This is a genomic window from Bacillus sp. 3255, from assembly GCF_031456485.1.
In the GTDB taxonomy this organism is placed as follows: Bacteria; Bacillota; Bacilli; order Paenibacillales; family NBRC-103111; genus Paenibacillus_E.
The window spans coordinates 248,076-270,563 of the sequence record NZ_JAVDUS010000009.1 but is presented as its reverse complement, the minus strand read 5'-3'; the positions used below and the strand labels follow the sequence as shown (position 1 = coordinate 270,563).

At 51.2% G+C, this 22,488-nt stretch carries 14 protein-coding genes; 4 read left to right on the top strand and 10 right to left on the bottom strand.

Annotated elements, in window-relative coordinates; translation table 11 throughout:
• Positions 1 to 506: 506 nt before the first annotated feature.
• From J2X61_RS16010 to J2X61_RS15990, 5 genes are all read right to left on the bottom strand, one after another.
• A complete protein-coding gene (locus tag J2X61_RS16010; RefSeq protein ID WP_310189073.1) occupies positions 507 to 2,543 on the bottom strand; it encodes a beta-galactosidase in 2,037 nt (678 codons plus the stop codon).
• 32 nt (positions 2,544 to 2,575) lie between these two features.
• Entirely contained in the window at positions 2,576 to 3,457 is an 882-nt protein-coding gene (locus tag J2X61_RS16005; protein ID WP_310189069.1) for a carbohydrate ABC transporter permease, read from the bottom strand.
• The gene (locus J2X61_RS16000; protein ID WP_310189066.1) at positions 3,454 to 4,338 is read right to left on the bottom strand and encodes a carbohydrate ABC transporter permease; all 885 of its coding nucleotides are present in this window, start codon (positions 4,336 to 4,338) and stop codon (positions 3,454 to 3,456) included. The genes J2X61_RS16005 and J2X61_RS16000 overlap by 4 nt, the downstream gene beginning before the upstream one ends.
• Positions 4,339 to 4,627: 289 nt before the next feature.
• On the bottom strand, positions 4,628 to 5,377 hold the full coding sequence (locus J2X61_RS15995) for a stalk domain-containing protein (protein ID WP_274467711.1): 750 nt from the start codon (positions 5,375 to 5,377) through the stop codon (positions 4,628 to 4,630).
• A gap of 156 nt (positions 5,378 to 5,533) precedes the next feature.
• The gene (locus J2X61_RS15990; protein ID WP_274467710.1) at positions 5,534 to 5,893 is read right to left on the bottom strand and encodes a hypothetical protein; all 360 of its coding nucleotides are present in this window, start codon (positions 5,891 to 5,893) and stop codon (positions 5,534 to 5,536) included.
• A 177-nt stretch (positions 5,894 to 6,070) separates the two neighbouring features.
• Here J2X61_RS15990 and J2X61_RS15985 point away from each other — a divergent pair, with 177 nt between their 5' ends.
• Positions 6,071 to 6,628: a PadR family transcriptional regulator gene (locus J2X61_RS15985; RefSeq protein WP_274467709.1), complete on the top strand. Its 558-nt coding sequence runs from the start codon at positions 6,071 to 6,073 to the stop codon at positions 6,626 to 6,628.
• Complete coding sequence (locus tag J2X61_RS15980) at positions 6,629 to 7,102, top strand: GNAT family N-acetyltransferase (RefSeq protein ID WP_310189063.1); 474 nt, start codon at positions 6,629 to 6,631, stop codon at positions 7,100 to 7,102.
• An 82-nt stretch (positions 7,103 to 7,184) separates the two neighbouring features.
• Here J2X61_RS15980 and J2X61_RS15975 read toward each other — a convergent pair whose 3' ends face one another.
• From J2X61_RS15975 to J2X61_RS15960, 4 genes are all read right to left on the bottom strand, one after another.
• Positions 7,185 to 8,804, bottom strand: coding sequence for an S-layer homology domain-containing protein (locus tag J2X61_RS15975; RefSeq protein WP_310189060.1), 1,620 nt, complete (start codon positions 8,802 to 8,804; stop codon positions 7,185 to 7,187).
• 12 nt (positions 8,805 to 8,816) lie between these two features.
• On the bottom strand, positions 8,817 to 13,571 hold the full coding sequence (locus J2X61_RS15970) for a pectinesterase family protein (protein ID WP_310189057.1): 4,755 nt from the start codon (positions 13,569 to 13,571) through the stop codon (positions 8,817 to 8,819).
• Positions 13,572 to 13,587: 16 nt separating this feature from the next.
• On the bottom strand, positions 13,588 to 16,074 hold the full coding sequence (locus J2X61_RS15965; RefSeq protein WP_310189054.1) for a hypothetical protein: 2,487 nt from the start codon (positions 16,072 to 16,074) through the stop codon (positions 13,588 to 13,590).
• 1,305 nt (positions 16,075 to 17,379) lie between these two features.
• Complete coding sequence (locus J2X61_RS15960; protein ID WP_310189051.1) at positions 17,380 to 18,231, bottom strand: SDR family NAD(P)-dependent oxidoreductase; 852 nt, start codon at positions 18,229 to 18,231, stop codon at positions 17,380 to 17,382.
• Positions 18,232 to 18,380: 149 nt separating this feature from the next.
• Between J2X61_RS15960 and J2X61_RS15955 the strand changes: the two genes are divergently transcribed.
• Positions 18,381 to 18,959, top strand: coding sequence for a TetR family transcriptional regulator (locus J2X61_RS15955; RefSeq protein ID WP_274467703.1), 579 nt, complete (start codon positions 18,381 to 18,383; stop codon positions 18,957 to 18,959).
• A gap of 51 nt (positions 18,960 to 19,010) precedes the next feature.
• Here the strand turns inward: J2X61_RS15955 and J2X61_RS15950 are convergent, their stop codons facing one another.
• The gene (locus tag J2X61_RS15950; RefSeq protein WP_310189048.1) at positions 19,011 to 20,444 is read right to left on the bottom strand and encodes a DHA2 family efflux MFS transporter permease subunit; all 1,434 of its coding nucleotides are present in this window, start codon (positions 20,442 to 20,444) and stop codon (positions 19,011 to 19,013) included.
• 228 nt (positions 20,445 to 20,672) lie between these two features.
• Between J2X61_RS15950 and J2X61_RS15945 the strand changes: the two genes are divergently transcribed.
• The gene (locus J2X61_RS15945; protein ID WP_274467701.1) at positions 20,673 to 22,478 is read left to right on the top strand and encodes an SgrR family transcriptional regulator; all 1,806 of its coding nucleotides are present in this window, start codon (positions 20,673 to 20,675) and stop codon (positions 22,476 to 22,478) included.
• Positions 22,479 to 22,488: the final 10 nt, after the last annotated feature.

Here is a 22,488-nt window from a genome sequence, read left to right as displayed (position 1 = left end):
CCTTCTAACGGACACCAGCGCCGCTATTTGCGCTTTCCAGCCCGATTTCGCCCCGAAATCCGGCAAATAAGCGCTCTGGTGTCCGTTAGCTCCGTTTTGCGGTGGTTTCCACGCAATTAGCGGCTTCTGTGTCCGTTAGCTCCGCCCGCGGGGCCGCGCGCCTGGCTCGCTGGTCGGCGGCTCGCCGGCTGGGCGCAAAGCCCTTTGCGCGGCACGGCTCCGGCCGGCTAACGGACACAGCGGACCTTATTCGCGGATCCCGGGCCGCTTCCACCTTCTAACGGACACCAGCGCCGCTATTTGCGCTTTCCAGCCCGATTTCGCCCCGAAATCCGGCAAATAAGCGCTCTGGTGTCCGTTAGCTCCGTATTGCGGTGGTTTCCGCGCAATTAGCGGCTTCTGTGTCCGTTAGCTCCGCCCGCGGGACCCCGCGCCCGGCTCCGCCATGCAAGCACACAAAAAAAAGATGTCACCTTAGCCACAGGCCTCGGGACATCTTCTTTGCTTCATTCGCCTAGCGAATTCGCCGTTTCCAAGATCGCGACCCCGTACGGCTCAAGCTGCAGCGAGCTCTCAACGATCCGCTCAGTCAGCAGATCCTTATAAGGCCCTGCCTGCGCATGCAGCGCAACAGTGGACTCATAAGGATTATGATTCAACACGAAGGTGAACGTACGCCCGTCTTTATGCCTGGCAGCCAGCTCAACGCCATAAGGCGCTTGGTGCACGGGCAGCAAATGCAGCCGCTCGCATATCGCTTGACTGAACTGATCCAGAAACGATTGTTCAGGGTCGGCAGCCACGTAGTAGGCCTCCCCTTCCCCATATCGGTTAACGGTAACCGCCGGCATGCCCGCATAGAAGTCGCGACCATATACGCCTAACGCTTCCGCTCCTTCCAAATGGAGCAAGTCGCATAATAACCCGCATTCGTATACGCCTTGAAGCTCCCCGAAAGCGGCAGGCACCACGATTCGGTTGCTCATCTCCGGCTGGAGCGCATCGATTTCTTCTACCCACAGTCCGAGCAAATCCCGCAATTCACCGGGATAGCCCCCAAGCGTGACGAGATCGTTATCATTGACAATGCCGCTGAAGAACGTAGTGACGAACGTGCCGCCTTGCTTCACAAACGTTTTCAACCGCTCGCTAACGCCAGGTTTCACCATATACATGACAGGCGCAAGAATCAGCTTGTATTTGGAGTAGTCGCTGAGCGGACTGATCACATCGATGCTGACGTTCAGATCGTACAAAGCTTTGTAATACTTTTGGGCTTGTTTCAAATAATCGAGATCGACGCTCGGTCCGCTGGTCATTTCGACGGCATTCCATGTGTCGATATCAAACAGCAGCGCAACTTTGGAATCCGTGACCGAATCGAGAATCGTGTCCCCCAACGCGTGGAGCTCCCTCCCTAATTGCGCACACTCTCTGAAAACCCTCGTATGCTTATGACCTGCATGTTCGATTAACGCCCCGTGATACTTCTCGCATGCCCCGACGGAACGGCGCAGTTGGAAGAACATCACCGTATCCGCCCCGTGCGCGATTGCCTGATAGCTCCAAAGTCTCATTACACCCGGCCGCTTCAGGCTGTTGTACGGCTGCCAATTTTGCTGGCTCGGCGTCTGCTCCATCAGCATGAACGGCTTACCGTCCTTCAATCCCCGCATGTAGTCATGGCGCATCGCTACGTTGCTCATTGGCTCATTCATTTGCGGATAACTATCCCATGAAACAACGTCCATATGCTCGGCCCACTTCTTCAAATCCAACCCGTTGAACAGCCCCCAAATATTCGTCGTGATGGGAACATCCGGCGTTATCCGTTTAATGACGTCATACTCCCCTTGGTAGCAGGCCATAATCGAATCCGACATGAAGCGCTTATAATCCAAAGCGATGCCTTGGAAGCATTTGTCATTGCCGTTCAAATGCGTAGGCGGTACGATTTCCTCCCAATCATAAACCGTATGCGACCAGAAGCTCAAATTCCATACACGGTTAACAACTTCCAAAGACCCGTATTTATTGCGCAGCCAAACCCGGAACGCCGTTGCGCACGCATCGCAATAACAATGAGGTCCGTACTCGTTCCCGATATGCCATACGACCAGCGCCGGATGGTTGCCGTATCGCTCCGCCAATTTGCCGGCCAATCGCTGTGAAAACTGGCGGTAAACGAGGCTGTTCGGGCAGAAATTGACCCGGGATCCGTGCGTGCGCTTTCTGCCGTCGATATCGACGGGGAGAACTTCCGGATACCGGTGCGACATCCAGGCCGGCTGAGCCGCCGTAGAAGTAGCCAGACAAAGGAATATACCTTCTTGGGCAACCGTGTCGATGATGCGGTCCAACCAGCCGAACTCGTAAGTATCCTCCGCCGGCTGCAGCTTCGCCCAGCTGAAAACTGGCAGCGTCACAATGTTCAAGCCAGCCAATTTAAACAATCTCATATCTTCCTGCCACACTTCTTCGGGCCACTGGTCCGGATTGTAGTCGCCGCCATAGTAAATAAACGGCAATTTCTCGTTAATCATCGATATTCCTCCCTACACATAAGTTGTAGATGCTACTCTTTCATCGCTCCGTCCATTAAACCGGCAAAAATAAACTTGCGCAGAATCAGATAAATCAGTACGGTTGGCAGCATAACGAGAATAATGGCGGCCGACAATTCGTTCCAGTACGTAGCCCGTTCGCCTACGAATGTCATCAAAGCAGTCGATAAGGTACTCAGCTTCTTGGATGGCATATACAAGTATGGGATGTACATGTCGTTCATAATATCTACGGCTTTAATAATCGCCAGTGTAGCCGTTGCCGGGAGCAGCAGGGGGAACAGAATGGAGCGGAATATCCGGAAATAAGAAGCTCCGTCCAAGAGGGCGCTCTCGTCAAGCTGCTTAGAGATTTTCTCGATAAACTGCAAGTAGATGAAAATTTGCATGAGATCCGTTCCTGCATAAATAATGAGCGGTGCGAACAAGGTGTTATACAAACCAAGCGACTTGATGGTCTGGAAACGGGCCACTTCCGTCGTATACGATGGCACGACCGACGCGATTATAAATAAGAGGAAGATCGTCTTTTTGAAGCGGAAATTAAACCTGTTCAGTACGAAAGCCGTCATCGCGCCCAGGATCGCATTGATCACCACGCTTGAAACCGTAATGCTGAGCGAATTGATGAAGCCGACAAGCATATTCGCTTTCTCGAAGGCCACGGCGAAATTGTGGAAGGACCACGCCTTCGGGAGCGAGAACGGCGAGCTGGCGGCGAGCTCCGGCGATGTTTTGAATGCAGCGAATACAACGACAAGCAGCGGGACGAAAATAATCAAAGTGATGACGGTTAGCACGGCATAATACAGCGTTTTGCCGAGGAGGGACCGCATCGCAGCTTTGCCCATTTTGACAGGCTTGGAAGCAATCTCCGTATGGGACATGCTCATGACGATTTATCTCCCTTCTCGCGGATCAATAAGTTTTGAATGAAGCTGAATACGATGATCATGATCATCAAGATGATGGCCATTGCGGATGCCAGACCATAACTGTTGAACTTAAATGCCGTGTTGATTGTGAAAATCGTGAACGTACTGCTGGCATTACCCGGACCGCCTTGAGTAACGAGAAAAGGAATATCGAACACCTGAAGAGCGCCACGAATGTTCAAGAACAAAATAATTTCGATGACACGGCGTATGCCGGGGAGAATGATATAGCGGATTTGCTGCATTTTGTTAGCTCCGTCAATCGTTGCAGCCTCGTACAAATCATGTGGAATGGACTGCACGCCTGCCAGGAACAGAACGATATGAAACCCGGCGAACCGCCACAATGAGATGGCTACCAGCGAATAATTAACTATTTTCGCATCGCTGAGCCAATTGTGAATCCAGCTCTCCAAGCCGAGGACAGTCAGCAGCTCATTAATCGGCCCGTTCACCGGGTTGTACAAATAACTGAAAATGTAAGCCACCGCTACACCATTGATAATGTACGGCAGCAGAATGATCGAGCGAAAAAATTCGCTGGCTCTCATCTTGGCGTTCAGCATAACGGCCACCAAGATCTCAATGGGAATCAGCAGGGCATGGATAATAAAATAAAGCCAGTTGTTCTTAAGCGACTGCCAAACCTGCGACATCATGAACGCTTTCAAATAGTTTTCCATGCCTACGAAGTGCAGATCCCTGCTGATCCCGTTCCAGTCGGTCATACTGTATTGGATCAGCTTCGCCGTCGGATAAATCAGAAATAACAGCAGCAGTCCGATCGGCAGTGCCAAAAAAGAAAATATCAGCACTCTCTTTTGCATCATGTTGCTCATGTGCTTCCCTCATTCCTAGATCCAGTTGTAAGGATGCAGTGCCTACCCCTGTGATCTTGCTTCTTTGTAAGCCTAATTGTAGAGAGGTTGGACGCGCTTTCACATGATATATTTTGTGCTTTCGATTGATAAATTTTGTGTGTATGTAATCGTATGCAAGGAAAAACTTCAAATACAAAAAACCACCCCAGAAGGGTGGCTGTCTCTAATTGAATCAGATGAATCGCCGTCTCACGGTTCATGCATCTCGTAGGCCGCACAAAACGATGGGGGATTCACACATCTTATTTCATTTGACAGTTATTTTTATTTCTGCATTTGCATTTTTTTGATTCACTATGCCTTCACCCTTCAAAAAACTTGCATTTACTTTGATGGAATAATCTCCTGGCGGTAAGTAAGATGGATCGGAATCCGGATTTGCTAGAAACAAATTGTAATCTGGCTTCCCGCTTTTTCGATAATTGTATTCTAAAATTGTACGCAATGGAAAATCGCTTGTAACCTGATTACCGGTATCGAACTCAGTTTTAATTGCTGACGCAGTCGTATACCCCCCTTCTTTAACTCCATCTTGATCTGTAATTGAGAAACTAAGTGCCGGAGAGCCATGGATGAAATCTATTTTTTCAGCTCCTCGATAGGTTAAAGAAGCCCAGATATTCATATTTTCGTTCTCTTCATAGCTACTTTTGGATGAATGCAATTCGAGTGTGAAGTCGTCAAAATTATGAATCGAACTCGTTGAAGAATATTTCTCGGAGGCTTTCGGTAAATGGATCGAAATATTGGATGATTTTGAATCATAATAAACAGCCCCACCTAATTGTTCCACAATATCCCGAAGAGGCACATAAGTACTACCGTTAATATTGTATAAGTCAAATTCATTAGACAGACTGTGCTCTTTGTCATTTAACCATAGCGTCACTGGAGATTTAATAATCTTATCTAGGTTATCCGCATTTGTGGTCGAGATTACTGTAACAAACAAAGCGCATGTTAGCAGTGCGATCTTATTTAGACTTTTCTTATGCATAACATCCTCCTTCTACCGGATCCATTGGCGGTTCACACATCCATATTACCAAATTTTCCTTTTTATTTCATGAAATTCAAATAAGGGCGCCCCAAGCCATATAGCCATATTCATGACTATGGGGACACCCTTAATACATTTGAATCCAATTATAGATTAAGCCAGCAATTTCTCTTCTTGCTCATCCCACATTCCGAACAAGCCTCGCAATTCAGCTCCTGTATAAGCGCCCACCACTCTGACATTGCGGTGCACCAGCTGCACGCCGATGATCACCGAGACGAACTCTTCTTCCGTCCGCAGCTTCGCGACGGTTTCCTTGTCCCCTGTGATCAGAACGAAACCGCATAGATCACTGCCATGCGGCTCGAGAACGACGACCTCAAAACGGTCGATCTTACCCTCCTGCTGCAATCGGGTGCAGTATTGCATCGCATCGTTGAGCGTTGCCTGCGCCGCCTTCTCACGACCCGGAATGATTTCTCCCCAACCTACGATAAGTGAACCTTTTGCCATATTCATTCTCTCCCCTCGAAACTTCAATAGGTTAAATTTAACATATAATAAAATTAACACATGATTATTTATAGGTCAATATAAATATAGGTTAAATTTAACCCATGTAATTCTTGCTTAAAATAACCTGCGGATATATAGTTAAGTGAACCTGATTATGCTTAAAGGAGAAATCATATGAGTTCTATTCGTTATGCTATGCTTACTTTATTGGCACGGGAGCCGCTTAGCGGATACGATATCAAGCAGCAGATGAACAGCAGGATGGGCCCGTTCTGGAAAGCGGGAAGCAATCAAGTCTATCCGGAATTGGCGAAAATGGAGGAAGAAGGACTGGCGCTTCTCCATAGCGTAGAGCAGAATGATCATCGTCCCGCCCGAAAGGTGTATGCCATTACAGAGCGCGGGCGGCAAGAGCTGATTCGCTGGACAATCGAGCCTACCGAACCGGAGACGATGAAGGATGAATTTCTTTTGAAGGCATACAACTCCTGGCTTGTTGAATCGGCTGACATGCTTCCCCGGTTCGAGGAGAAACAGAAGGAACATGAGAAGAAATTAGCTGTTTATTCGGAGAAATTAAACGAGCTTAACCAAATTCTCGATCCCTTGAATCCGCGCGATCCTCTCCTGTCCAGCATATCCGTCGTTGAATTCGGCGTTGAATATGAGAAGCTCTATATCAAGTGGTGTCAGCAAGTTATTGAAAAACTGAGAAAACAAGAGGCGAACTAAATGCTCAAACACGATTTGGTTCTAGTCCCGGCATCGCCGGCGATTCTGGAAGATATCTACCGTATCGTGAACTCGAATTCGGCTTATAACATCCTTGAGAACGGCAATCCGGCCCGCACCTACGAAGAACTCGAAGAGGAGCTGAATGCCGCCGGACAAGGCAGCCTGCTCATCCAGCTGGATGGACGCAGCGTCGGGATTTTGCAATATATCGTGCACAATCCGAAGGACGGCTATCCATGGCTTGGCCTGCTGATGATCCACCAGGAGATGAAAGCCAAAGGGTTGGGCAAAGCCGCATTTGCAGAGTTCGCCGGCCTCCTGATCACGCAAGGGAAGCATGCGGTGCGCATTGGCGTCATTCCTGAGAATGAAGCCGCCAAAAGCTTTTGGCTTTCGCTAGGTTTTCAATATTATGAGTCCAAAATGTCCACTATCGGCAAAGTCGTTGACTGCTATGAAAAAAGCCTGTAGATCCATTCCGCCCGCAATTCCGAGCACAAAACCGAGCACAAAAAAAATCCCCCGATAGGGGGATTTTAAACAACATTCATTCTCACGCTCCAAGTCGAATATCAGGATCGCCTGAAGCCGGGCCCGGTGCCAGCAGCTTGCTGTAAATCCGGTAAAGCAATGCCGCCGCTTCCGCTCGGGTCGCATTCCCCGCCGGATTCAGCAGACTTCCGCTGCCTTCGACGATGCCGCTTTTCATGAGCGATGCCACGTGGTTGATTGCGTACGCAGCCACATCCGACTTATCGCTGAACGCTTCCAAATCCTCTGCCGTACCCTTGGCAGCGGTGATCCCCGCTTGGCTGAGCGCCCTGGAAAGCAGTACCATCAGGTCCTGTCTCGTTATTTCATCGCGGGGATTGAACGAGCCCTCCTGCACGCCCTCAGCCAATCCAAGCTGTTTCGCGATTCCCACCGCTTCGTAATAGTAATCTGACGGCAGAATATCGCTGAAATTAGCCGTAACCTCGGCGTTAAAACCGAACGTTTTCGTTAACAGCATCATGAAATCACCGCGCGTAACATGCGCAGCCGGCTGAAAAGACGTATCCGACACGCCGGCAATGATCCCTTTGGACGCCATCACTTCGATCGGCTTCTTCGCCCAAGGAGCTGCGTCAAGGTCGGCAAAGCTCTTCTTGGCGTAGACAACGGCATAAGAGCTGAAATGCGAAGCAGTAAACCGAACCATCCCAGTCTCTGCGTCATATCGGCCGCTCGGAACGGCTTGCGCATGACCCGCAGGATCGATATACCATACCGTGATGTGCTCAAGGTCCTGCCGTTCCTCTGCCGTTGGTTCATACGGAATCGCCCCTTGAACAACCGCATTGCGATTATCGAGAGTGACGTCTTTGCCGTCGACTGTCACATTGAATGCGATAACCGGCCGACTGCCGATCTGCCGTTGGATATCGCCCGGCAATTGGCTAGTATCCGCAAGCGCAACGGCAAAACCGATCTCTTCCGCCGAATCGAGAGGGATATTGCTCAGCATGCGGCCTGGTACTGTGACCGATCCGAACTCGGTGACGATCGTGAGCTTATGCCCGGAGCCCGCTCCGAACATCCTCGCCGGTACATGCAGCACATACTGCTTGGCACCCTCGGCACGCTGAAATTCAACGACCAAATCGCCATCGCCTGCAGTAATAGCTTGCTCCACCTGAGCTTCTCTCAGTGAAGCCGTGACGATGCCGGTGACAGGATCTATCGTCATATCAGGTGTAGCAGCAGGTGTTCCCCCGCCTGAACTGGCCGTTGAAGCCGGGGGAATCCCGTGCCCTGGATCAGGATCCGTCGGATCCGTCTTCACTTCAAAGACTGTGCCTACGGTTTGATCCGCATGCTGCGCGCTAACATTGACATAATAAATGCCGGCGATTCGACGCTTCAAAACATAGCTGAATTGATACGAGCCGTCTGCGCCCGTTGTCGTCTGGTCCAAAACATCCAGCTGGTTCAGCGGATTGATGACATGCACGGCAACGAGGGCTCCTTGCTCCGCGCCCCATACGCCGGATATCGTCACTTGACCGCTGCGTTCGTCATAGGCGGCATGGATCTCAGCCGGAGCGGCTCCTGCGGACGCTGACGATATCAACGTTCCTGCATACATCCAGACGGCCAGTAATACGATCGTCCATCTTCGCAAGCTTATCAAGCATATTCCTCCTTAAGGAATGATGACTTCGTTGGAAATTTTCATGCGGCTTGACTTGCTGTCCCAAACAAAGGCTTTGATTTTGTAACCAATGACAAGATCCGGTATTCTTAGGATGGATTGCATTTGTTTTTCTTCACCGGCATCGAACGAGCTTGACACCCAGGCATATCGGACCATCCGGTCTTGCTTATCGAACAATCCGATCAGGAGATCACCGTGCTGGGTGACGGCCGAATTGTTCCGAACCGTTACGCTTGCGACGACATCGGCGGATGCGATCAAGTTAGGAAGCGCATTGCCTGCACGATCGCTAAGTGTTACGTCCTTCACCAGAAACAAACGCTCTCCCCAATTTTTCACATAATTCACCTGATACGTTTGCACACCGGCATTCCCATAATCGTCCAGACTGGATACTTCAATGACGTTCATCCCTTCCCGCAGTTCAGCTCGTACTGTGAACGTTACATTTTGGGCGGTTTTCACATGATCGTGAACGACGTTGCCATTAATTTTCACCGTTACAGCGGCATCCCTGTTCAAGCTGCCCATAAACGAGTAGTCAGGCGAATGCGTAACCTGCGGCACATCGACGGAAGGCGTGAAGATGACAGCCTCTTTCCGGTAAGTGACCACAATCGTCTTCGAGCTGGAAACCCGGCCGAACAGCTCCTCGTTCGAAGCGGTTACGACGATGGTGTTCAGCCCTTCGTTTAAGGTGACTTTCTTCGAGAAGCTTTGTCCCGCTTCCGCATAGACGGCTTCCGTAACCGAAACACCGTTATTCACGACCGATAGTTTCACACGATCCTTTACACTACCTGTAATTGTATAATCCGGAATTTCCGATGTGTCACTGGCTTGATTGTCAACGGTAAACTGCGGCGATGCGGAAAATTGCAAATCGGTAAACGTGCCGGCCATTAAATAATCAATGTTCGTTGTCGATTTGGCCCCGTCTACCGCCATGCCGGCATACACCGTTTCCCCGTACGCGACCTCATTGGAAGCCACGAGTGACCAATCGATTCCATCCTTCGAAATGTATCCCGAAACTTTATTTTCTTTGCGCTCGAGCTTGATCCAATACGGAGCCTTCAGGCTCGCGCTGCGGAGAAGCTGCTCCTGATAAGAGCCCGCGGATTGGCTGCGGTTAATGACTGAGATCTTCCTGCCGCTCGTATCCACACTGAAATCATCGGTCGGATCCGTTGACAGGAAAACCCCGGTTGCCTTCGATGACGGCTCCAAGCTCTCGCGCAGCATAAACCCGACTTTGACATCTTCGTCATACTCCGAATCAAAGGCCACATTGGCGTACATTTCAAAATTCCCTTTGACCGGCGTATAAACATAATGGAAGGAGTCTGACGATCCCCTGAGATTGATTTCACCGGATCCCTTCACCTTGATCACCTGGCCGGACAGGCTGGCGGTGCCGGGAATTTTCACAGAGCCGATATCTTGAGATGTCCAGGATGCCAAGTTTTCAGGGCCGTTCACATATACGATGACAGGCTCTGACAACGTCATAACGCCATGGCTATCCACTGCTTTCGCATATAGGTAATGCTGGCCTTCCGGAGCGTTCTCCCACGTAAACTCGAAAGGTCCGCTCGTATCCTCGAACAATGGCTGATCTCTATCATAAAAAATCACCTTGGCAATCGATCCCCCTGCCGCACTCGCTCGAATAGAGATCGGATCGCGCAGGGAATAAGCTTGATGCATAGATGGTGTCTCGATCGTAACGACAGGATTAAGCGGAACAGCGGCTTCGGCCAAGGAGTTGATATAATCCTCAATGTTCGTATACCCGTTCCCGTTCGCATCCCCGAAGCTGCCGTTCTGGTTGCCGGCGATCGGTTTGCCCGCCGCATCCAAGCCGTTATCGCCGGCGTTCAAGCCGTTGGCCGCTTCCCATGCATCCGGCATGCCGTCACCGTCGCTGTCCGCCGGCGCTGGAGCCGACAACAATTCTGGCAAGCCGCCGTCGTTGGCTATGCTGTTCACCGTTCTTCCGGTCCCGTTCTTCACTTCGCCTGCGATCCGGGCATCCAGCGAATCCCGCTTCGGGAGCGAAGCCCCGCCATGAAGCAGCACTTTCTCGTAAGCAACTTCAGCAGGATATGTGGTTGTCGGTCCGCCAACCGGATTGTTCGCATCCGGAAGGATGAACGGCGTCGTTTTGAGTGTGAACGTGGAGTCGGGGTTTATCGCTTTGTAGGAACCGTTCGCATTCTTCACCAAGTTATTCGCCGATACTTCAGGATCGCCTACGATATAGTTTCCGTTCACGTAGAAGGCTCCCCCGCCGGCATCCCCGGCCGATGGCGCGATAATTCGGCTGAATGCGCTGTACGTGTTAGGCCCTGGCTTATAATAGTTGTTGACCATATTAATCCCTGATGCCATTTCCCCGCCGTAAGCCGTATTGCCCCCCCAGTTATAAATGACGTTATTCCTGTAGTCAATCTTCTGAGGGTAGTTCACAATATCCGTCGCTCTGGCGAACCGAACGTTCCGGTTAATATGATTGGCAATGAGATTGTGAGCAAAAGTAATGTTCGATCCGCCCCAAATGCCGCCGTAGCCGTGCGGTCCTTTCGTATGAATCGAGTGATTCAAACTGTTCGTTATGAAGCTCCATTGGAGGGTGAAATTTTTGTTGTTTTCTGAAGAGAACAGTTCGTCCGTACTCCAGCTGCCGGAAACGTGGTCGAGAATAACATTGTCACCCGTGATGTTGAACGTATCGTCCAACAATGACTCGCCGCCACGGAATCGAATATATCTGACAATGATATTGCCGCCTTCCGTACTTGTGCCGCTGCCGACTTTCACCGCATAGCCGCTAAGTGCGATGCCGTCGCCCGGTGCCGTCTGTCCGGCTATCGTTAAGTTCGGCTGGCCGATCGTCATCGGCCTAGCCAAGTGGATGGTGCCGGAGACATTGAAAATAATCGTCCGGTTCGGCTGGGAGATCGCATCGCGGAACGATCCCGGAATCGGCGCAGCTCCGTCCGCATAATCGTCGAGATTGTTGACGACGTAGACGGATCCGCCACGGCCTCCGGTTACATACATGCCTCCGCCTTCGGCGCCTGGAAACGCAGGTGTTCGCGGTTTTTCCGCCGGGTCGATCTTGACGGTTACTTGTTTGCTGGTACCTGGAGTTCCCAGTGCATCCACATACCGGTAGTCAATGACGTGTGTCCCCGGATAGCTTATAGCGAATTCTGTCGTGTAGAACACCCATTGTCCGTCATCCACACGGTACTGTACCCGGTTCGCCGCAGGAGCTTGACCGCTGACTTCCATGTACATGAGAATGGGCTTCGTATACGAACCCAGCGTTCCGTCTGGGAGTGCCGGATCCTGGATAGGTACTACGGTGTCGAACAGTTTAGGCACTATCACCCGCCGGCTCGGATCCCATCCCCCAAATATACGAGAGATCGTAAATTGTCCGGCTTGCTCAGCCGTCATCGCAAAATGGCTTGAATCCGTATCGCTCCCCAGCCTGCGCGTAGATGGACTTGCTCCTGGCCCCGTACTGTTGTACTCGGAGTAATAATAGGTCAGATGATCCGTCATCTCGCTCCAACCGTCTTGGTGAATATGATCATCCATCCACGTGTTGATATAACGTACGGTAGGCTGATCTTGCCATGGGCGGCCCAAATAATGCTTGCCCTGCGTCGTACCGTCTTTCAATACGCGGGAATTCAGAAACACCATACCGGGAACATCGCCGGTTGGATTCTGCGTTGCTGCTGCGGTAATATAGCCTCCGGATCGTGAAGGGCCGTTGATGCTCACAATATCGGAACGGTCGAATACAACCGCCGTTGCCGGACCGTAAATAAAATCGACAGATCCCCTTATTTCACAATTCCGGTAATACTGCCTGCTCGTTTTATCGTAGTAGGTGACACCGGTATAGAGCGTGTCCTGATACCCCACGAAACGCACGTTCTCAAATACAACCTGGTCCGCAATGACACGCGCCGCTAAGGCCCGGCCTTTCGACACATCCGACGAATTCTCAATCGTCAAGTTAGCTGCATAAAAATTATTGGCTATCGTTCTTGTGCCGTCCGCCCGATCCTTCGTTCCGCCGACCGTAACCGTGGCCGTATCCAATACAGACAAGGTTGCCGTCCCTCCTGCAGAGGCTGGCGTGAACTCATTATCATTGTAGAAAATCCGCGTCTTGTCCTTGCCTGCACCGATTAAGGATACGTAAGGCGCTGTAACCGTAATTTTCTCGTTATACGAACCTTCTTTAATATAAATAATTTTCCGGGACGCGTTATTGCTTGGAATCGATTCAAGAGCGGATCTAATGCTGGAGAAATCGCCGGTACCATTCTGGGCAACGGTAAGTACCATCGCAGGGTTCGCGATGATTTCCTCGCTGGAGGCGCTCTCTCCGCTAGCATTCAAAGCCGTTACCACATAGTAGTACATGGTGCCGTTCGTAATGCTTGTATCCGTGTATGAGGTATTCGACGTGCCGGTCAATGTTGTATATGTACCGCCGCTGACCGTGCTTCTCTTGATCGAATAGGAATCTGCACCCGGTACTCGCGACCAAGACAGCTCTACGCTGCCATCATAAGCGATGGCTGCGACATCAGCAGGTGCCGCCAATGACGCCGATCGACTCGGTTCGTCAGCCGTTGCAACCGGCGCTGCTGCGAGCAGGCATACATGCAGCAATAGCAGCAAAATCATCCCCACATTCAGGGCTTTCTTCATTGCACAACCTCCTCCCTTATTCCTGCACGACGAGTTCTTCCGCTAACGGACTTTGGCCAATGACGTTGTTCAAACTGTCCCATATGAAAACTTTCACTTTATATGCGCTGACCTGCGCTGGCAGTGTAAAACCTGCTCCCAGCGATTTGGTTTCCCCCGGTTTCAGCTCGGCAACGGCCGATGTGAAGTCCAGCATCGTATTGTTCCCGTCATACAGAACGAACCAAAATGTCAGCTTCTTCATGGCAGCCGTCGAATTAACGATTGTCTTCTCTGCATAAACGTCCTGCGAGCCCGTTAACTTATGTATAGCATTTCCACTCGTATCATACACAGCGCCTTGGCCTGCCCAGAATAGATAGGTCATCTTGTAACTGATTCGGTTCGTATTGCCCGCCATATCTATGGTGGACACTTCAATGGCGTTACTCCCCTCCTGCAGCGTCAATGGATAGGAGAACCCCTGGTCCGCCCCTAGGTAGACGGCTTCCACGACGCTCTCTCCATTTAATTTGATCGATAATTGGGCTGCTTTGCTTAAAGAGCCTTCTAATGTGTATACCGCATCTCTGACTGTCGCCGGCGGCGCTGCAATGCGAATTTCCGGCACTACAAGGTCCTGATTGACGGTGGCCTCGACCTGATCGGAGAATGCGGATTGTGCACGGTTGGCATAGACCTCAAACAGGTTCGCGCCTGGTGTCAGGTCGATATCGAACTTGAATGTACCGGCTCCGATCCATCCTCCCGTTGGCAGAGCGACAGGCTTTTTATTTTGATACACCGATAAGTAAACGCTCTCGCTAACGGACCCGGATAACGTATAGGCCGGTGTGTTCACCCATTCATCATCGGGGTTCCAATTCAGCCGCAATCCGGTTGACATTCGCTCTGCCATGACAAAATAGCCGGCGTTTTTGCCAAGATCATAATTCGTGTAGTCATTGTAGCCGAGCAGTACAGATGAGCCAATGTCGAAGTTTTTCTTATAAATTGGGAAGGTATATCCGCCCGAAACGCCAGCCAGCTTGATCGCATCGCCGGTGTTCGTCCAATCGGACAGCCATGCCGGTAGAGCGGCATTTTTATCAATGGCCACATAAACGGTCGTCTTGTCTTTCACTTGAAACCCGATGACTTGATTTTGGATTGCACCGTCTGCACCGTTCGGATATCTCATGACGTCCTTATAGGTGGTAACAATTCGTTCCATATTGGCATATTTGTCCGGTACTTGTTCGAACTTAATGATGCTGTTATCCGCGAAGGGATAATCCCCGATTTGTAACCCTCTCATCGCTTTCCATAGATAGCCGTAATAATTCGCATAGGAAGTCAACTGTTCAATCACACTCGTATCGGAAGTCGGAACCGGGGTCGATGCATAGGGCGTACCTTCGAATTCCGTTATTGGGCTTTCAAAATCCCGCGGAACCCCGTTATTGTAAACGCCTGATTCATCGCGAGTAACGACTGACAAACCCAACGTATACGTTTGACCGTTGACGAGCGGTGTTGATGCCGATTTGGCGGTATCGTAATAAGCGTTAATATCGGACCCGGGGATCAGATTCGTTCCTGTATAATCTCTATAGAAAGTAGTCGCATTCCCAATCGGTCTCCAATTCGCTTCGCCTTTCAGCTTGATGCGGACACGATACTTCGAAGCGTAGGAATAATGTTCCGATGTCCACATCACCCGCGAGTTGCGTGATCCGGAGGAAACGAGTTTCGGCGCTGGCGGCTCCGGCATGAACGGTTGGTGCGTCACTTTGATGCCGCGAATCCAGAGATCGCCTGAGGTGCCCGGAGCCGCAATGACCAACCTCTTCAAATTGAAGCTGGGAAGATTTCTGTTCGTATTATTTCGAGCCTGTACGATATTACCGTCGTAGTACAAGCTGTATTTCTGGGCTGCCGTATTTATATCCAGCCTAATCGTATGCCATTCGCCCAATTCATATTGGCCTAAAGAGCCTGAAGGTGCTGTCGACAAGAGGTATCCCAAGCCACTTTTGGCCGTTATGCCTGCGCCTACAATGAATGTGCTCCCGAGGGATGGGAATAATTGAAGGATGCGATCGTCTTTTCTCGTGCCGGTCTGCATGAAGGTAATTTCCGTGGAGATCGTTCCCGTATAGGGCTCCCCGAAGGTTTTGCTAATTTGAAATTCATTCCGCAAGGTTCCATCCGTGACAATCCCGTTGGATTTCAAATGAAGGGCGCGCGTCCCTGTGTACGGGTCTGCTTCAATGAGGGCCGAAGCTGTGCCTGAGGTGTAGGAAGAGTAGTCAAAGCCGAGATCCGATCCCGTTAAACCGAGAGGCGTCGCAGAGAAGTCTTTGTCGAAGATCGCAACGGGTGTGTAAGTGTTGTCCGTGACTGATGCACTTGTCGCGTCTTCCGCCGATACGGATGGCACCTGTTCCATAGGAACCATGAGCAGATTGAGAAGCAGCGTAAAGTATAATGCTAAACCGAACTGACTACGCTTTTTACGCAAGGTAATAGACACCTCCATTGAATTCAATCATTCTAACAATCAAAGATATTTGTGGACGGCTATCACCCCTTTCACGGCTGTAACGAGCGGGAGCTGTATTTGCTTTTAGTGCGTGGGCGTGGTGTGGCATGTGTATGGTCGTGATGTTGGCGTGATGTTGGCGTGGTGTGGCATGTGTATGGACGTGGTGTCGGTATGGTGTCGGCGTGATGTTGGCGTGATGTTGGCGTGGTATGGCATGTGTATGGACGTGAGCATGATGTGGGCGTGGTGTAGCATGTGTATGGTCGTGGCGTATGGGCATGGTGTATTAGCATAATGTTGGCGTGGTGTAGCATGTGTTTGGACGTGGTGTATGGGCATGATGTCAGCATAATGTTGGCGTGGTGTAGCATGTGTTTGGCCGTGGTGTATGGGCATGATGTGGGGCATCAAGATGAGCGTTTCGTGCGACCTTATGACAGAACATTACAAGCTGGTTATGAGTGTTAACGTATATGTGAGGCGTTGAGTCGTGTGAGTGAGGCTGTGAATGTGAGCGTTAATCATTGAGCATCAAGTCTAGCGTTGAACGCAAGCCTTAACTTAGAAACATTGCATGTATAAGAAGGCTATGAGCCAGAAGGTATTTATGTATGTGAGGCGTTGAGCTATCGTAAAGCAATCGGCGGGTTTTCAGCACTTCATGGACCGGAAGCAAGTTAGATTCGCACGACTTAGAAGCGATATATGTGGATGGGCAGTTCAAGCGGCGTTGAATTGGCAGCGTTTACAATTATGGATAGCCTCGTGAGTTATAGAGAATGTGGCTGCTAATACAAGATACAATATTTTTTCGAATTCATCATAGGGGATTCATTTCATAATCATAGACGATTCCATCAATTTGCCCGCTCACCTCCACCTTCCACACTTCATTCACTGAGAGGAAATAGGATACCTTATTTCCAACAATCAGGTGGATTTGAGGAATCGGACGGAAATACAGGCCTTTATTTCATCATTTTTCCTCTCTTCTACAAGGAAATCTACGAAATAGCGGATCGTATTTCCCCATCGGCCCCCGAATAGGCGGTTTGGGGCAAAATAACGCACTATATTTCCGCTTTCGCTGCTTAAAAGCGCTCACTCGCATCTATCGCTCGAAACAGCATTAAGCGGCCTTACCGCAACCATCTTCTGCAAGCTTGCAGATACCCAGTCCGGTCGGCAACTATGACATTATTATTCTTTGCCGCAAGCACGCAAATTATCAAAAAATCCCCTTCGACCGGCCTGTACCGGCGAAGAGGATTTTCTAAAGGATCAGATCGCCATCCCGCCCGAGACCTCGATGCGCTGTGCGTTAACCCAGCGGTTGTCGTCGGAAAGCAGCGAAGCAATCATCGGCCCGATGTCGTCGGGAACGCCGGCACGGCCGAGTGCGGTCATCTCGGCGATCCGCTTGTTCAACTCGGGATTGTCGCGCACCATGCCGCCGCTGAAATCGGTCGCGATCGCTCCCGGCGCAACCGTGTTGACGGCGATTCCCCGCGCGCCCAACTCCTTCGCCATATAGCGGGTCAAGATCTCGATCGCTCCCTTCATGGATGCATAAGCGCCGCTACCTGGCATGATGATCCGCGTCAAGCCTGTTGAAATATTCACGATCTTCCCGCCATCCCGCATAATCGGGAGCAGCTTCTGCGTAAGGAAGAACACGCCTTTGAAATGAACCTTGTACAAACTATCTAGCTCTTCTTCCGTCGTCATGCTGAACGAGTTGTGGTGCGAAATACCTGCGTTGTTGACGAGATAATCGAAGCGCTCGGCCCCCAAGTCTGCCAAAGCTTGACCGACATCCTTTACGAACGTTTCAAAAGATCCCGCATTCCCCGTGTCAAGCTGAATAGCTATGGCGTTACGCCCCATCTCCTTCACGAGATCAACGACCTTCAAGGCTTCTTCTTTATTGGATTTATAAGTCAGGATCGAATCAATACCCCGCTTAGCGAGGTTCAAAACCGTATTGCGGCCCAAACCGCGGCCTCCACCCGTAACGATGGCAATTTTGGCGGAGGCGGGAGCGGGAGCGGAGGCATGAGCAGGAGCGGTGGCGTGAGCGGGAGCGGAAGCAGTAGTTGCACCGGATGTATTTGCAGAAGTGTGCTGTGTCATAATGACATGCCTTCTTTCTTTGTATAGTTCCAGTCCTCATAACTAACTAACTGGTTAGTAATAATATAGGGCTAACTAACCGGTTTGTCAACCCAAGTTTGTTCATGATATAGTATTCCCAAATTGCAGCAGAAAAAGGGGGAACCGCCGTGCGCAACGCAGAGGCGACACGCGAACGCATTTTGGAGGCCGCCAAGACGGAGTTCGCAGCATACGGCATTGCAGGGGCACGCGTCGATCGCATCGCCAAAACAGCCGGATGCAACAAGAATATGATCTACATCTATTTCGAGAGCAAGGAGAAGCTTTTCACGACCGTCCTTCAAATGCATCTCACGCGCGTCTATGAAGAACTCGTGTTCACGCCTGAAGATCTGCCAGGCTACGCGGCGCGCGTCTTCGACTTCACGATGGCGAATCCCGATCTCATGCGGCTGATGGCTTGGTTCAGTCTCGAACAGAAAGCCGACAGCCCGGACGTCCGCAGCACGACACACGATGCCAAAATCGTACAGCTAGCAAAAGCGCAAAGCAGCGGCCTCATTGGAGATGCTTTCTCCCCGAATTTTATCATGACGGTAGTCATGGCTCTCGCTACCGCTTGGACGGCAACGAACCCCTTCGGCCCCTCTCTGGACCCGGAATCCGCCAAGCAGCCGGACGAGCTCAGGGACGGAATCGCCATGTCCGTCAAGCTGATTGCTGAGGCGAATAAGCAGCCGGAATGAAAAAAACAGCAACTGCCAAGGCAGCTGCTGCTTGCTTATTGCTTATGAACTTTAATGCATGGATCCCATAGTCTCATGTTTGACAACGACGCGGCGGATGAAGAAGGCCATAGCCAAACCGATCAACGTCACGATCATCGCGAACATGAACACGTTCTGCGAACCGAAGGTCATGGCGTTGGCGACCTCTTTCAGCTCCGTAGGCGCGGACGATTTATGCAAATAACTCTCCATGCCGCTTGTCAGAATGCTGATCGCGAAAGCCGTGCCGATCGCGCCGGCAACCTGCTGCAGCGTGTTCATGACCGCCGTGCCGTGCGGGTACAGCTCAGGCGGAAGCTGGTTCAAGCCGTTCGTCTGCGAAGGCATCCACACCATGGAAATACCGACCATGAGACCGATATGCAGCGCGACGATGAAGGCGATAGACGATGCCTGCGTAATGCCGGAGAAAAACCATAACATCGCGGCTACGATGGCAAGACCCGGAATAACAAGCCATTTCGGCCCGTATTTATCGAACAATTTGCCCATTCTCGGCGACAGAATCCCATTCAAGGCACTGCCGGGCAAGAGCATGAGGCCCGCGGAGAACGCCGATAATTTCATCCCGTTCTGAAGATACATAGGCAGAATGATCATGCTGGATAAGATGATCATCATACAGGACAATACCATTAGCAAACCTACGATGAACATCGGGTATTTGAACACCCGCAGGTTCATCATCGGCTCGCGCATGGTAATTTGGCGTACCACGAACAATGCGAGAGCGATGAGACCGATGACGATCGAAGCGATCACTATCGGGCTGCCCCAGCCTCCTTCGCCTTCGCCCGCTTTACTGAACCCGTATACGACACCGCCGAAGCCGATTGTCGATAAGACAACGGACAGCACGTCGATGCGCGGCTTCGTGACCTCCGTAACGTTCTCCAAATTTTTCAACCCTACGAACAATCCGATAATTAAGAACGGCAAGGACAACCAGAAAATATAATGCCAAGTTAAATATTCGATCAGAATACCTGCCACCGTCGGACCGGTTGCAGGCGCGAACATAATGACGAGACCGACGAAGCCCATTGCCGCCCCGCGTTTCTCCGGGGGATACACAACGAGGATCGTATTGAACATAAGGGGAATCAGTAACCCCATGCCGATAGCTTGCAGAACGCGTGCGACCATCAGCATTTCGAAATTAACGGCTACCGCCGCAATCAACGTACCTACAATCGAACTTCCAAGCGAGAAGACGAATAACTGTCTTGTCGTAAACCATTGCAGCAGCAGACCTGTCATCGGCATGAGAATGCCGAGCGTCAGCAAGAACCCCGTCGTCAACCATTGTGCGGTTGCGGCTGAGATTTGGAACACGTCCATTAGGTTGCTTATCGCAATATTCAGCGCCGTCTCACTAAACATGCCGATGAAGCCGCAAATGAGCAGCGATGCCATAATGGCTCGCGTATTATATTGTTTCATAATCCACTCCACTTTCCTCTCCTGATATATATCTATATCTATGCGAACAGATAAGCCCGCTATCTGTTAAAAATAGTGCTCAAAGCCCCATATGTCAATATCCAAACCATTAATTTTTTATAAACACAAGTTCGCATTTCTCCTGTAGTCCGGGAATTTCTTACATGTTATACTTCTATAAGCTACTGTGATACTGTGCATTTCGTTGCAGCCAAAGGGGAGATCGGCATGTTGGTAGCTGAACGCTATCTGGCTTTATACGACCGTTTCGGCGGTGAGAACGCAAATGGCGAACCTGTAGAAGCATCGCTGGAGGAGCTGGCCGATGCTCTGTACTGCACGCCGAGGAACGCCAAGCTTGTGCTGAAGAAATTGGAAGAAGACGATCTGATCGACTGGCTGCCGGGCCGCGGCCGCGGCAATCGCTCGCACATCGCTTTCAAGATCGGCAAGGAAAGCTTCCTGCTGAGCCTGGCAACGTCCAGAGCCGCGGATGGCGACTACCGCACCTCATTCGAAGTGCTCGGCACCTACGGTGAAGGAACCGAAGCCAAGATCAAGTTCATCGAATGGTTGAAGGGCACGTTCGGCTATCAGAAGGAATCCGTGGAAGGCCATATTGAATGCGACACGCTTCGCTTTCCCGTCTACCGGAGCGTCCAGACACTGGATCCCGGTAAAGTGAATTATGCCTTCGACTCCCACATCATCCGGCAAATCTTCGACCGTCTCGTCACTTACGACGAAACCGTCCATCGGATCGTTCCCGGCGCTGCGCATGCCTGGAACGCCGATGCACAAGCCATGGAATGGACATTCTATTTGCGCAAAGGCGTTTTGTTCCATTCCGGCCGTGAGCTGACCTCCCAGGACGTCGTCTTTACTTTCGAACGGCTGCGCTCGCTGACCATGCCGAATCGCTGGATGATGAGAAATCTTCAGCTTGTGGAAGCGACGGGGCCGCGTACCGTCCGTTTCGTGCTCGCGCAGCCGAATCGGATTTTCGACCGTTTCCTGTGCGCGGCCGCCGCTTCCATCCTGCCGCTGGATTTGGGAGGTCTCCGCGAAGACGATTATTGGCGGCTGCCTTCGGGAACGGGACCGTTCCAGCTTGAATCTTTTTCGCCGCATCGCATTAAGCTAGGAGCCCATACTTCCTATTATGCCGGGAGACCCTACCTCGATGGCGTCGATATTATCATTATGCCGGAGGACTGCCGGGAAATGTCTACCATCGGCTTGCCCGCCGTCATGCAGACGCAGGATGGCGACACAACGGAGCAAGAACAGAACCCGGAAGAGGATTGGCAGTCACTTGTCCGCTTGTGCAACGGCTGTACGATGCTGACCTGGAACGGGAATAAGCCGGGATGGACCCAGAACGACGCTTTCCGCAAAGCCGTGCGGCTCTTGCTCGATCCTGTCGCGATGCAAGCGGAACTGGGCGGAGAACGCGTGCTGCCTGCCTACTCGTTGCGTCCGGAAGACAGCAATCAATATGAGCGGAAGACGGCTTCAGCCGAAGAAATCGCCCGGGAATTAGCCGGTTCGGGCTACGACGGCACCGAGCTGCGGCTAGTCGTGCACGAGAAGTATGAACGGGACGGGCGATGGATTGCGGAACGGATGAATCATTTCGGTATCGGCGTCGACCTGTTTCTGGCGAATTGGTCCCAGGTGGCCGACCCGGCCGTCATTTCCAGTGCCGATTTCACGATTTCCGGTATCATTCTGGCTGAGGACGACGTATGCGAGATCGACATGTATGAGCATGATGAGTGCGTGTCCAGCACCTATTTGGCAGCCTCGCTCAAAGGCTGGATTCTGGAGCAGATTGATCGGGCTCTCAGTGCCGAGAACGCACAAGACCGCAGAAGCCATATGCGCGATATCGAGACGCGCCTTCGCGAAGAAGGCCATATCATTTTCCTGCATCACCGGCGGTTGAACACCTACCTGCACCCTTCGGTCAGAGGCGCTTCCTTCAACTCGAACGGCTGGATTGATTTCAAACATATATGGCTGGAGAAATAAAGTCCGGTAT

Excerpts from the sequence above, each read along its gene's own strand:
- J2X61_RS16010 (WP_310189073.1), bottom strand. The coding sequence starts at position 2,543 with ATGATTAACGAGAAATTGCCGTTTATTTACTATGGCGGCGACTACAAT.
- J2X61_RS16005 (WP_310189069.1), bottom strand. The coding sequence starts at position 3,457 with ATGAGCATGTCCCATACGGAGATTGCTTCCAAGCCTGTCAAAATGGGC.
- J2X61_RS16000 (WP_310189066.1), bottom strand. The coding sequence starts at position 4,338 with ATGAGCAACATGATGCAAAAGAGAGTGCTGATATTTTCTTTTTTGGCA.
- J2X61_RS15995 (WP_274467711.1), bottom strand. The coding sequence starts at position 5,377 with ATGCATAAGAAAAGTCTAAATAAGATCGCACTGCTAACATGCGCTTTG.
- J2X61_RS15990 (WP_274467710.1), bottom strand. The coding sequence starts at position 5,893 with ATGGCAAAAGGTTCACTTATCGTAGGTTGGGGAGAAATCATTCCGGGT.
- J2X61_RS15985 (WP_274467709.1), top strand. The coding sequence starts at position 6,071 with ATGAGTTCTATTCGTTATGCTATGCTTACTTTATTGGCACGGGAGCCG.
- J2X61_RS15980 (WP_310189063.1), top strand. The coding sequence starts at position 6,629 with ATGCTCAAACACGATTTGGTTCTAGTCCCGGCATCGCCGGCGATTCTG.
- J2X61_RS15970 (WP_310189057.1), bottom strand. The coding sequence starts at position 13,571 with ATGAAGAAAGCCCTGAATGTGGGGATGATTTTGCTGCTATTGCTGCAT.
- J2X61_RS15960 (WP_310189051.1), bottom strand. The coding sequence starts at position 18,231 with ATGACACAGCACACTTCTGCAAATACATCCGGTGCAACTACTGCTTCC.
- J2X61_RS15950 (WP_310189048.1), bottom strand. The coding sequence starts at position 20,444 with ATGAAACAATATAATACGCGAGCCATTATGGCATCGCTGCTCATTTGC.
- J2X61_RS15945 (WP_274467701.1), top strand. The coding sequence starts at position 20,673 with ATGTTGGTAGCTGAACGCTATCTGGCTTTATACGACCGTTTCGGCGGT.